The 12299-nt window shown below is 66.6% G+C and carries 11 protein-coding genes; 1 reads left to right on the forward strand and 10 read right to left on the reverse strand.

The window, feature by feature from the left end; translation table 11 throughout:
- Positions 1-42 precede the first annotated feature (42 nt).
- The 9 genes from ruvB to IRG63_RS10010 all read right to left on the reverse strand — a co-directional run bounded on the left by ruvB (position 43) and on the right by IRG63_RS10010 (position 8917).
- Positions 43-1080, reverse strand: a complete 1038-nt coding sequence (gene ruvB, locus IRG63_RS09970) for a Holliday junction branch migration DNA helicase RuvB (protein ID WP_193510023.1) — start codon at positions 1078-1080, stop codon at positions 43-45.
- A complete protein-coding gene (ruvA, locus tag IRG63_RS09975) occupies positions 1077-1703 on the reverse strand; it encodes a Holliday junction branch migration protein RuvA (protein ID WP_193510024.1) in 627 nt (208 codons plus the stop codon). Before ruvA ends, ruvB begins: the two co-directional genes overlap by 4 nt.
- The gene (ruvC, locus tag IRG63_RS09980; protein ID WP_370566231.1) at positions 1700-2278 is read right to left on the reverse strand and encodes a crossover junction endodeoxyribonuclease RuvC; all 579 of its coding nucleotides are present in this window, start codon (positions 2276-2278) and stop codon (positions 1700-1702) included. Before ruvC ends, ruvA begins: the two co-directional genes overlap by 4 nt.
- A 7-nt stretch (positions 2279-2285) precedes the next feature.
- The gene (locus IRG63_RS09985; RefSeq protein ID WP_193510025.1) at positions 2286-3047 is read right to left on the reverse strand and encodes a YebC/PmpR family DNA-binding transcriptional regulator; all 762 of its coding nucleotides are present in this window, start codon (positions 3045-3047) and stop codon (positions 2286-2288) included.
- A gap of 103 nt (positions 3048-3150) precedes the next feature.
- Complete coding sequence (gene pdxT / locus IRG63_RS09990) at positions 3151-3753, reverse strand: pyridoxal 5'-phosphate synthase glutaminase subunit PdxT (protein WP_370566232.1); 603 nt, start codon at positions 3751-3753, stop codon at positions 3151-3153.
- Positions 3743-4648 carry a pyridoxal 5'-phosphate synthase lyase subunit PdxS gene (gene pdxS, locus IRG63_RS09995; protein ID WP_168627341.1) on the reverse strand — a complete coding sequence of 302 codons (906 nt, stop codon included), beginning with the start codon at positions 4646-4648 and terminating at the stop codon, positions 3743-3745. Before pdxS ends, pdxT begins: the two co-directional genes overlap by 11 nt.
- Before the next feature lie 49 nt (positions 4649-4697).
- Entirely contained in the window at positions 4698-5273 is a 576-nt protein-coding gene (locus IRG63_RS10000) for an HIT domain-containing protein (RefSeq protein WP_168627342.1), read from the reverse strand.
- Positions 5273-7231: a threonine--tRNA ligase gene (thrS, locus tag IRG63_RS10005; RefSeq protein WP_193510027.1), complete on the reverse strand. Its 1959-nt coding sequence runs from the start codon at positions 7229-7231 to the stop codon at positions 5273-5275. The genes IRG63_RS10000 and thrS overlap by 1 nt, the downstream gene beginning before the upstream one ends.
- A 195-nt stretch (positions 7232-7426) precedes the next feature.
- Positions 7427-8917, reverse strand: a complete 1491-nt coding sequence (locus IRG63_RS10010) for an HNH endonuclease signature motif containing protein (protein WP_193510028.1) — start codon at positions 8915-8917, stop codon at positions 7427-7429.
- A gap of 282 nt (positions 8918-9199) precedes the next feature.
- Here IRG63_RS10010 and IRG63_RS10015 point away from each other — a divergent pair, with 282 nt between their 5' ends.
- The gene (locus IRG63_RS10015; protein ID WP_193510029.1) at positions 9200-10159 is read left to right on the forward strand and encodes a nitronate monooxygenase family protein; all 960 of its coding nucleotides are present in this window, start codon (positions 9200-9202) and stop codon (positions 10157-10159) included.
- 22 nt (positions 10160-10181) lie between these two features.
- Here IRG63_RS10015 and IRG63_RS10020 read toward each other — a convergent pair whose 3' ends face one another.
- Positions 10182-12143 carry a S16 family serine protease gene (locus IRG63_RS10020; protein WP_193510030.1) on the reverse strand — a complete coding sequence of 654 codons (1962 nt, stop codon included), beginning with the start codon at positions 12141-12143 and terminating at the stop codon, positions 10182-10184.
- Between the last annotated feature and the right edge of the window lie 156 nt (positions 12144-12299).

The following is a 12299-nucleotide window of genomic DNA, read 5'->3' on the forward strand; positions in this document are numbered from 1 at the left end:
CACTGATCGCGTGGGATCAGGCTGTGAAGAGCCAGTTAAACATCATAGGTCATCGCCGAACAGGGCGTCTGAGCGCCGCTGGATCCCGAGGTGCTCGAAGGCGGCGCGCGTGGCGACACGGCCACGCGGAGTGCGGGTCAGCATGCCGACCCGAACCAGGAACGGCTCGACGACCGATTCGATGGTCTCGGCCTCCTCGCCGACCGATACAGCGAGTGTGTTCAAACCGACCGGGCCGCCGTCGAAGCGGGTCAGGATGATGTCGAGCACCGCCCGGTCGAGCCGGTCCAGGCCGAGCCCGTCGACGTCATACAGCTCGAGCGCCGACTGCACCGCGTGCAGACCGTCGACGTCGTGCACCAGGATGTAGTCCCGCACACGTCGCAGCAGACGGTTGGCGATTCGCGGGGTCCCACGGGAACGGCCCGCGATCTCGGCGAGGGCATCGGGTTCGACATTGAGCTCGAGGAGCGCCGCCGCACGGATGAGCACCTGCTCGAGCTCACCCTCGTCGTAGAACTCCAGGTGGGCGGTGAACCCGAAGCGGTCGCGCAACGGGTTCGGAAGCAGACCGGATCGCGTGGTCGCGCCGACCAGGGTGAACGGTGCCAGGTCGAGTGGGATCGACGTGGCGCCTGCGCCCTTGCCGACCATGATGTCGATGCGGAAGTCCTCCATCGCGAGGTACAGCATCTCCTCCGCCGACCGTGCCATGCGGTGGATCTCGTCGATGAACAGGATCTCCCCCGGCACGAGCGACGACAGTAACGCTGCCAGGTCGCCCGCGTGCTGGATCGCTGGGCCGCTGGACATGCGCAGCGGCCGACAGCTCTCCTCCGCGACGATCATGGCGAGCGTCGTCTTGCCGAGGCCGGGCGGGCCGGCGAGCAGGATGTGGTCCGGTGTGCGGTTCTGGATCCGCGCCGCGTCGAGCAGCAGCTGCAGCTGTGCGCGCACCTTGGCCTGCCCGACGAACTCAGCGAGCGTCTTCGGACGAAGCGCGCCCTCGAAGGCGAGCTCGGCATCCGATTCCGGTGTCGACCGGACGATGCCGAGGTCGCCGGCGGCGTCGCCCGTCATGAACGGCCACCCATGGAGCTGAGCTGGCTGGGTCCGAGGTTCGCGAGGGCGATGCGCAGCAGCGCCTGCACGTTCGACTTCTCATCGTCGGATGCCGCGGCGACGGCGTCGTCTACAGCCTGCGCAGCGATCTTCTCCGACCAGCCGAGGCCGGCGAGGGCCGCGATGACACTGTCACCGACGCGCGTAGGCACGCGTGAAGCTGGGGCACTTTGCATGCGCACTGCGGTGAGCTTGCCTGCGAGCGAGACGACGATGAGCTTGGCGGTCTTCGGTCCGATGCCGGAGACCTTGCGGAATGCAGCATCGTCCTCGTTCGCAACCGCGGCGGCGATCTCCGCTGGGCGGAGGCCGCCGAGCACACCCATCGCGGACTTCGGTCCGACCCCGCTTACTCCACGCAGCAGGTCGAACAGCTCGCGCTCCTCGTCATCTGCGAAGCCATAGAGGGCGAGTTCGTCCTCACGAACGATGAGCGCGGTCTGCAGGCTGGCCTCCGACCCGACGCGCAGCGAGAGCGCCGTGTCAGGCGTCACCGCGACACGCAGCCCGACTCCCCCGACCTCGACGACGACACTCGAACCTGATGTTGCGAGCACGGTGCCGCGGACGGAAGCGATCATGGAGCCAGCCTACGGTGGGCCCCCGACCTCGCCGCGGAGCGCTCGGCGGCGTGCCACGCCTGCTGCGCGGGAGTGAGTGTCCCTCGATCCGTTGCGACGCTCGCGCCGCGTTTCCAGGCGTGACAGATGGCCAGGGCGAGCGCATCCGATGCGTCGGCCGGCTTGGGCGCCTCCGCAAGGCGGAGCACCTTCGCCACCATCGTCGCCAGCTGCTTCTTCTCGGCGCCGCCGTAGCCGGTGAGGGCCGCCTTGACCTCGGTCGGCGTGTGGAATCCGACGTCGAGACCGCGGGCGGCGGACGCATGCAGGGCAACACCGCTGGCCTGGGCGACGCCCATCACGGTGCGCAGGTTCTGCTGCGCGAATACGCGTTCGATGGCAACAGCATCCGGATGCCACTCGTCGAGCATCGAGGCGATCCCGTTCCCGATCGTGAGGAGCCGCTTCTCTAGCGCCTCCCCGGCGCCGGTGCGGATGACGTCGACGAACACCAGGGTGGCGCGTCGGTCGGGCGTGACATCGACGACCCCGACACCGCACCGGGTGAGGCCGGGGTCGATGCCGAACACCCGCACGAGGGGCCTACTCCTCTTCGTCGAGCTGCGCTTGCACCTCGGCAGGCACGTCGAAGTTGCCGTAGACGTTCTGCACGTCGTCGAGATCCTCGAGCGCGTCGATGAGCTTGAACACCTTGCGCGCGGTCTCGATGTCGACCTCTACGCTGAGGTTCGGCACGAACTCGGCCTCAGCGGAGTCGTAGTCGATGCCCGCCTCCTGCAGCGCGGTGCGGGCCGCGACCAGGTCGGTCGGCTCCGTGACGACCTCGAAGCCGGCGCCACGGTCGATGACTTCCTCTGCCCCGGCGTCCAGCACCGCGAGCAGGATGTCGTCCTCGGAGACCCCGTCAGTCTTCTCGATCGACACGACTCCCTTGCGGTTGAAGTTATAGGCGACGCTGCCTGGGTCGGCCATGGTGCCGCCGTTGCGGGTCATCGCGGTGCGGACCTCCGCTGCTGCGCGGTTGCGGTTGTCGGTCAGGCACTCGATCAGCAGGGCGACGCCGCCCGCGGCGTAGCCCTCGTACATGATCGTCTGGTAGTCGATCGTCTCGCCGGTGAGGCCGGCGCCGCGCTTGATCGCGCGGTCGATGTTGTCGTTGGGGACCGACGTCTTCTTCGCCTTCTGCACGGCGTCGACGAGGGTCGGGTTGCCGGAAAGGTCAGCACCGCCGATCTTGGCTGCGACCTCGATGTTCTTGATGAGCTTCGCGAAGGACTTCGCGCGGCGCGCGTCGATGACGGCCTTCTTGTGCTTCGTCGTTGCCCATTTGGAGTGACCGGCCACTAACGTCCCTTTCGTCGACGCACCGCTTGGGTCTGCCCCGGGTGCGCGTTTACCGCCCGTAATTCTACGCCAGCGGTGTCTGGCAGCCGGTTAGGGAGCCGCGTCAGCGAGCCGCGCGCACCTTGTCCAGGAAATAGCGGTGGAAGCGGTGGTCATCCGTCATCTCCGGATGGAAGGACGTGCCGAGCAGATTCCCCTGCTCGACCGCGACGACTCGTCCGTCTCTCAATGTCGCGAGGGTCTTGACCCCGTCGCCGACCCGTTCGACCACAGGGGCCCGGATGAACACCGCGTGCAGCGGCGGTTCTCCGATCGCCGGGACCTCGAGGTCGACTTCGAACGATTCTGTCTGGGACCCGAACGCGTTGCGGCGCACATCGATGTCGAGTGCACCGAGGCTCTCCTGGCCCGCGATGCCGTCGACGATGCGTGCGGACAGCATGATCAGCCCCGCGCACGTGCCGTACGCGGGCAGCCCCTCGGCCAGCGCGCGCTTGAGCGGCTCGGCGAGGCCGAAGATGCGCGACAGCTTGTCGATGACGGTGGACTCACCACCGGGGATGACGATCCCGTCGATGCTGTCGAGCTCCTCCGGGCGGCGCACAGGCACCGCGTCGGCGCCGAAGCCCCTGAGCACCGCGAGATGCTCGCGGAAGTCGCCCTGGAGGGCGAGCACTCCGACTGTCAGCGTGTCGTTACCAGCCACGTTCGGCGAGGCGGTGCGGTGCAGCGAGGTCGGCGACATTGATGCCGACCATGGCCTCACCCAGCCCGCGCGAGACATCCGCGATGACCTCGGCGTCGTCGTAGAACGTTGTCGCCTTGACGATCGCTGCTGCCCGACGCTCGGGGTTGCCCGACTTGAAGATGCCCGATCCGACGAAGACACCGTCGGCGCCGAGCTGCATCATGAGCGCCGCGTCGGCTGGCGTTGCGACGCCACCGGCGGTGAACAGCACGACGGGAAGCTTTCCGGTCGCTGCGACCTCGGCGACGAGCTCGTACGGCGCCTGCAGTTCCTTTGCGGCGACGTACAACTCGTCCTTCGTCTTCGACTTGAGCTCGTTGATCTGGCCGGTGATGGTGCGGATGTGCTTGGTCGCCTCGGAGACGTCACCGGTGCCAGCTTCACCCTTGGAGCGGATCATCGCAGCACCCTCGGTGATACGGCGCAGGGCCTCACCCAGGTTGGTCGCGCCACACACGAACGGAACGTTGAACTGCCACTTGTCGATGTGGTTGACGTAGTCGGCGGGGCTCAGCACCTCGGACTCGTCGATGTAGTCGACCTTGAGCGCCTGCAGCACCTGCGCCTCGACGAAGTGGCCGATGCGGGCCTTCGCCATGACCGGGATGGAGACGGAGCTCACGATCGCGTCAATGAGGTCGGGGTCGCTCATGCGGGCGACGCCGCCCTGCGCGCGGATGTCGGCGGGCACGCGCTCGAGCGCCATGACAGCGACTGCGCCGGCGTCTTCGGCGATCTTCGCCTGATCCGCCGTGACGACGTCCATGATCACACCGCCCTTGAGCATCTCTGCCAGGCCGCGCTTGACGCGGCTCGTGCCCAGTTCGGTGTTGGAGTCGTTGGTGATGGTCATTAGGTCATTCTACCGCCGCGGAGGACGGCAGAAGCACGCCGCGTAACGCTCAGTCATCACCGGTCGGCCAGCCCGCGGCGATCTCGTCGCGAACCTCGCCGAGCAGCCGCGGAACGGCCTTCGTGCCGGCGACGATCGGGAAGAAGTTGGAGTCGAGCGCCCAGCGCGGAACGATGTGCTGGTGCAGGTGCTCTGCGATGCCCGCGCCGGCGATGCGACCCTGATTCATGCCGAGGTTGAAGCCGTCGCAGTGGGCGACCTTCTTGAGCACGCGCATCGCGGTCTGGGTGAGGCTGCCGATCTCGGCGACCTCTTCCGGGCTCGCTTCGTCGTACGTTGCGATGTGCCGGTACGGGCACACCAGCAGGTGCCCGGAGTTGTACGGGTACAAGTTCAGCAGGGCGTACGCGTGCTTGCCGCGCGCCACGATGAGAGCTTGCTCGTCTTCGAGACCGGGTGCGCGGCAGAACGGGCACTCGTCCTTGGCCGGCTGCTGGCCGTCCTGGATGTAGACCAGCCGGTGCGGTGTCCACAGCCGTTGGAAGGCATCCGGAACTCCGGCGAAATCGCTCGCGAACTCCGCGCCGTGGAACTCCTCCGGCGAGTAACTGCGCCCGCTGTCCATCAGACCTGGGCTTTCGTCTCGATTGCTCTCAGGATGCGCTGGATCGCCTCGGCGACGGGCACGCCGTTGTCCTGGGTGCCGTCGCGGTAACGGAAGCTGACTGCGCCGTTGGCCCGGTCCTCCTCGCCTGCGATGAGCTGGTATGGCACCTTCTGCTTGGTGTGGGTGCGGATCTTCTTCGGCATCCGGTCGTTGGAGTCGTCGAGTTCTGCACGCACACCGGCGTTCTTCAGCTGCTCGATGACCGAGCCGAGGTACTCCTCGTACTCCTCGGCGACGGGTATGCCGACGACCTGCACGGGCGAGAGCCAGACCGGGAACGCGCCGGCGTAGTGCTCGGTGAGCACGCCGAAGAAGCGCTCGATGGACCCGAACAGAGCGCGGTGGATCATCACCGGGCGCTGGCGCGTGCCATCCGCTGCCGTGTACTCGAGGCCGAAACGCTCTGGGAGGTTGAAGTCGAGCTGGATGGTCGACATCTGCCAGGTGCGGCCGATCGCGTCGCGTGCTTGCACGGAGATCTTCGGGCCGTAGAACGCGGCACCGCCGGGATCGGGTACCAGTTCGAGGCCGGATTCCTCCGCCACCTCGCGCAGGGTGGCGGTTGCCTCGTCCCAGACCGCGTCGTCGCCGACGTACTTCTCGGGGTCCTTGGTGGACAGTTCGAGGTAGAAGTCGTTCAGGCCGTAGTCCTTGAGGAGGTCAAGCACGAAGTCGAGGAGCATGCGCAGCTCTTCGCGCATGTTCTCCCGCGTGGTGAAGATGTGCGCGTCATCCTGAGTCATCCCGCGCACGCGGGTGAGGCCGTGCACGACGCCGCTCTTCTCGTAGCGGTAGACGGAGCCGAACTCGAACGCGCGCATCGGCAGGTCGCGGTAGGAGCGCCCACGCGACCGGTAGATGAGGATGTGGAATGGGCAGTTCATCGGCTTGAGGTAGTAGTCGGCGCCCTGTCTGGTGATCTCGCCGTCCTCTCCGCGCAGCTCGTCGAGGTGCATCGGCGGGAACATACCGTCGGCGTACCAGTCGAGGTGCCCGGATTCTTCGAACAGGTTCGACTTGGTGATGTGCGGCGAGTAGACGAACTCGTAGCCGGCTTGCTCGTGGCGGCGGCGGGAGTAGTCCTCCATCTCCTTGCGGATGATGCCGCCCTTGGGGTGGAACACCGGCAGTCCGGAGCCGATTTCCTCGGGGAAGGAGAACAGGTCGAGCTCTGCACCGAGTTTGCGGTGGTCGCGCTTGGCAGCCTCTTCGAGTCGCTGCTGGTACTCGCGCAGCTCGTCCTTGCTCGGCCAGGCAGTGCCGTAGATGCGCTGGAGCTGCTTGTTCTTCTCGGACCCGCGCCAGTAGGCGGCGGCGACACGCGTGAGGGCGTAGCCGTTGCCGATCATGCGAGTGTTCGGAAGGTGGGGTCCGCGGCAGAGGTCCTTCCAGGCGGTTTCGCCGGACTTCGAGTCGACGTTGTCGTAGATCGTGAGTTCTGCGCCGCCGACTTCGACGCTCTCCCCCGCGTCACCGGCTTCGGCCGAGCCGCCCTTGAGCCCGATGAGTTCAAGCTTGTACGGCTCGCCTGCCAGCTCGGTGCGTGCTTCGTCCTCGGTGACGACCCGACGCTGGAAGCGTTGGCCGGACCGGATGATGCGGTCCACCTCTTTCTGGATGGCCTTCAGGTCTTCTGGCGTGAATGGTTCCTCGACGTCGAAGTCGTAGTAGAACCCGTCGGTGATGGGTGGGCCGATGCCGAGCTTCGCTTCCGGATTGATCGACTGCACCGCTTGGGCGACGACGTGGGCCGCAGAGTGGCGGAGGATGTTGAGGCCATCCTGCGAGTCAATGGTGACGGGTTCGACGGTGTCGCTGTCAGTGACGGTGGCGGCGAGGTCCTTCAGTTCGCCATTGACGCGCATCGCGACGATGGTGCGGTCACTGTAGAGGTCGAATCCCGTCTGGTGGCTCATTGGATCAACTTTAGTGGCGTGGGCGCACGCCTACAGCCGCTTCTCCATCGGTGGCCGAGCCTCCCGGTGATCGAGCCTCCCGGTGATCGAGCCTCCCCGTGGTCGAGCCTCCCGGTGATCGAGCCTGTCGAGATCCTGATTGGTCTCGACAAGCTCGACCACCGATGGCGGTGGGCAGAGTTCTCCCTACGCGCTTCAGGTGGCGTGATGTCGCCCGCCGGGGGTGAGGGCGTCGTTCAGTGCCGGTGATTTGGATGGCATCGGCCTGGGTGTCTGGGTGGGGTCGATGTCGCGGGGTGGGATGAGCCAGAAGCGGGCTAGCGGGTCGTGGTCGCGGGTTTCGATTTCCCAGCCCTCGTCGTGCAGCAGCAGGTGGTGGTGGCGGCAGAGCAGGATGCCGTTGTCGATGTCGGTTGTTCCGCCGTCGCGTTCCCACCAGCGGATGTGGTGGGCTTCGGTCCATTCCGGGGGTCGGTCGCAGTCGGGCCAGGCGCAGCCGCCGTCGCGGGCGGCCAGCAGTCGTCGTTGGGCCCGGTTGAAGAAGCGCTGCTCCCGGCCGAGGTTGACGGGGAGGGGGCGGTCGTCGAAGACGATCAGCTCGATGCCGTTCAGGCAGGCGTTGCGTTCCACGGTGGCGATCGACACCGGGTAGTCCTGTCCTTCGATCCAGCCCCGACCGGTCCGGTCGGTCAGGTCTGTGGCGGCCACCAGCACCCGCACTGCGGGCCGGTTCACCCCGACCACACTCTGCGGGTCGGTGTCGAGGGCCAGTTGGATCAGCTCCAGCATGCCGTCGGAGGCCAGCTGCTCGGTGGTGCGGGTGTCGGCAATAATCTGCTCCGCCCGGGCCTGCTCCGGACCGGTGGTGAAGCGCGGTCCGCCGCGTCGTGGTGAGGTGAGCTTGTCGTAGACGTCATCGATCAGGGCGGCACCCTCGGGGTCGAGGTCCCAGGTGTAGCGGGTCATCCCGTCATCGCGCTTCCACCGCCGGAACGACCGCAAGGCACGGCGCTGCCGCTCCCGCTCCACGATCCCTGCCGCATCCAGGTCGTCCCGGGCGGTCCGGGCGAGGCGCAGCAGCTGCTCGGCGTCCAGTGCGCCACCCGGCGTGGTGCCGGCCGCACGCTCAGTTGCGGTGGCAACAAGCTTGGTTGCCGCGGCGGTCAAGTCTTCGGTCGTGACACCGGGTCCCGGCCGGCCCAGCCCGGTGCGGATCGCCTCGGCACCGGCCACCGACAGCGCCCCGGCCGCGACGGCCCTCCCCACCGCGGCCAGCCAGGGTTCGGTCATCATGCTGGCCAGCCCCGCCGTGTCATCGATGCCGGCGGTCTCGGCGTTGTTCAGCAGGTCGGCGTCGTTGAGCATGCTGCCGACCCGAATCAGGGTGGTCGCCTCCCGGGCAGTCGAGCCGGTCACCCCACGGATCAGCGCCTCCGGGGTGCGGAACCCCTCCTTCCGGGCCAACCCACCGAACCCCGCCTCCACCGATGAGCGGCGCACCACCTCACCGGCCAGCACCGACGCGCAAGCATCAAGACTGCGCTTCGCCTCCGCCACCGACCGCTGCGCCGCCAACAATGCGGAGTCCGAAAGCCCACGACCGCCGGCAGCTTCGGCACCCAGGCGGGCGTTCGCCTTCAGCGCCACCTCAAGCGTGGTGCTGAACGTAGCTGCGGAACTGGTCATGCACCCATTGTCCCAGCCTCGAACACAGCTACACAAGCATATTTGAGAATCTGTTAGAAACAACTTTCGAGCCCACCTGTGGAGGACAAGACGCCACCGACGCCTATCGAGCACCACGCCACTGAAGCTTCCACCCGGGGTCAGAAAGAGGCCCTCATCTGCGCCGGAAGGACCGTTTGCGACCCCTTGAAAAAGGGGTTTCGACGAAGGTCAACCACCAAGGGAAGCTCGACCGCTGAGCGACGAGGGCTCCGGCGAAACGGCGGTGCCTAGACTGCGGACATGTCCCTTCTGCGCGACCTCGCCCAACCCATCCTTAATGCCCCGATGGCCGGCGCGGCAGGCGGGCGCCTGGCAGGCGCTGTCTCCGCCGCGGGCGGTTTCGGCATGATCGGCATCGCCGGTGCCATCACCGAGGAGTGGCTCGCACGCGAGGTCCCGCTCGCGGCAGCATCCGGACGCCCGTGGGGAGCCGGCATGATGGCCTGGGTTCTCGATGGCGGCCTCGACCCCGTGCGCATGGTCCTCGACCACAAGCCGGACCTGCTGTGCATCAGCTTCGGCGACCCAGGACCGGCAGCCCAGCTTGCGAGAGACGCCGGCGTCACCACCGCCATGCAGGTCGGCAACGCAGAAGATGTCGATCGCGCCATCGAGGCCGACATCGACCTGATCGTCTGCCGCGGAAGCGAGGGCGGCGGGCACGGCCGCGGCGAGGTGGCGACACTCCCCCTGCTCCAACTCGTCCTCGATCGCACCGACAAGCCCGTGATAGCGGCCGGCGGCATCGCAACAGCCCGAGGTGTGGCGGCGGTTCTCGCGGCGGGCGCTGCCGCGGCTTGGGTCGGCACCCGGTTTGCCGCCTGCACCGAGTCGCTGTCGGCGGACTCGCTCAAGCAGGCCATCGCATCCGCCGCCGTCGACGACACCGTCTATACGCGCGCATTCGACGTGGCCCAGCGCATCCCGTGGCCCTCCGAGTTCGGCGGGCGAGCCATCCGCAACCCCTTCACCGAAGAGTGGGCCGACCGCATCGACGAGCTGCAGCAGCGGGTCGACTCCGAAGATGAGCTGACAGACCGGATGAACGCCGCGCGAGCATCCGGCGACGTCACAGTCGCTCCGGTCTACGCAGGCCAGTCTGCTGGCCTCACGCCGCGCGTTGAATCCGCGGCGGATGTCATAGCGGACCTGGCCCGGTTCCGTGAGCACTTAAACGCAGCGTGGGTCGCCTGGCAATAGGCGACCCACGCTGGCGTGTTATCTAGCGGCGGTAGCCCTCCGTCGGGAAGCCACCGAGGTAGGCGAGCACGCGGGCCATCGCGAACGAGCCGGTATTCGACTCGATCGCGAAGAACTTGTCCGTGAGGTCGCCCTCACGGTCGATGCCGGCCGATTCGAAGGCTCCGACGATCAGTACCGGCGTGTACTCCTTGCCCTCCAGGACGCTCACCGAGCTCGACACCTGGTCGGCCGAGAACTCGAGCGCGTTGCTGAGGTAGGAGTCCGAGCGAACGCCGACGATGTTGAAGTCGCCGTCCATCTGCCCTTGCGCGTACTTCTCGATCAGTCCTGCGTTGCGGGCGTAGTTGCGCCATCCGTAGCCCATCTCAGCGTAGGCAGCGTTGGGGTTCTCCTTGCCGAGGTAGTTGGTGATCATGCCGATCGTGTCGGATGCCGTGTACGCCAGGGCCACGGCGATGTCACGCTCGCTCAGGATGTCCTTGATCACCTGGTCGGAGTATCCGTAGTTCTCGGCAAGCGGCGCAACCTCTGTGGTCGTGAAGGCCTCCAGGTTCGCGTCCGCGGCCCGGCGGAAGAACGATGCGATATCAGCGACATTCGCGTTCTCAGAGATGGCCGGGCTGTCCAGATCGCGGCCCACTTCGAAGATCGCTTCGGCCGCCTCGACCTGCGTGACGGACAGTTCGAGCAGCAGCAGCGGGTAGAGGGAGTCGTTGATGACCTCCTCGATCGACCCGTACGCGCCGGCGTCGAGCGCCGCGTAGATCTCTTCGATCGAGGAGCTCGCGAAGAGGTACAGCGTGAACGCGTCGAACGCATTACCGTATGCGGTAGTGATGGCCTCGGCGTCCGAGAGCGTCTCCACCTTGAAGGTGTCGAGTCTGTCAAGGAAGCCGGTGAACACGCGTTCCACGGTGCCGATGCTGCTGAACTCGCGGTCCAGCACCCCGCCACCGTTGATAAGGGCGTCCTGAGCGATACCGTAAGCGCCCGCCAGCGCCTGCATGAGGCTCTTGGCGTTCATCGCCTCGATGAAAGCTCCGCCGGGGAGGCCCTGGCTGAGCAGACGGTCTGCCTCGTCGGCCATGATGAGCGCCTCGATGTAGCTCTCCCACGCCGCCTCCTGGATGCCGTCGGTAAGCGCGGTGAATTCGAGATCCGCACGGTTGAAGTCGTTGAGCTGGCGCTCGGTCGCGGTCTTGAAGCGTGTGTAGCCGGGCTCAGTCACCTTGAGTCCACGCGCCGCAGACGGAGCGGGCAACTCCTTACCGGTGAGGTGGAAGTAGGCCTCGAAGATGTCACCGACCTCGACGACCTCAAGGCCGTTCTTGCGGCCGTACTCGACCACGTCGACGACCTGACCTTGCGTGTTCATGGAGTTGCGCGATCCCGCGGGAATGAGCACCTTCGTGTAGTCGCCATCAGCGTCGACGACCCCGGTAACTTTCTCGGGAACGCCGCCCACTGGCCCGATGGTGCCGCTCGGCGTTATGGTGCCGGTCATGACGACGTCGGGAAGGAACTCGTCGCCGAGGATGAGACTCAGCAGGCCTGCGGTGGTGATGCCGCCGGCGCTAGGTCCGTCGCCACGACCCCGAAGGGCGAAACGGTAGTTGTTGGTGATGTCGGCACCAGTCAGGAGGGTCGCCACCATCACAGAACTCCACGCTGCTCCCTGGAACATGTCGCCGAAGCCGCCGACCTCGTCCTCGGAGATGTCGATGGAGAACTTGCCATCCTCGGACGGCTTGACGCTGATCGTCTGCTCGAAGATGGAACCGGTGCTGCCGCTGACCGCGAGCATGGGGATCGTGATCTCGGTCCGCTGGTAATCGACCGTGTTGTCGGTGTTCTCGACCGGCGCGACGGGATCGGCCGGGAACAGCGTGCAGCCGGTCAGCATGACGGCGGCTGCAGCGACCACGGCCGTGGCGCGCATGAGTCGCGACGCGTGGCGGCGTGGCGTGGTGGTTCGTGACAAAGGGATCTCCTTGGTTCAGGACGAACGGATGCAGGGATGGTGCGGGTGATGGGGAGTCGGAACGTCGCTTCACTGTGCTTCGCGAAGCTCCACTGTGTCGCGAAACGGAACCTTGCCTGATCGCAACCCAACCGGGAATGCTGTCAGATGCCGGTG

This window comes from Cryobacterium sp. BB736 (assembly GCF_014980265.1).
Lineage (GTDB): Bacteria > Actinomycetota > Actinomycetes > Actinomycetales > Microbacteriaceae > Terrimesophilobacter.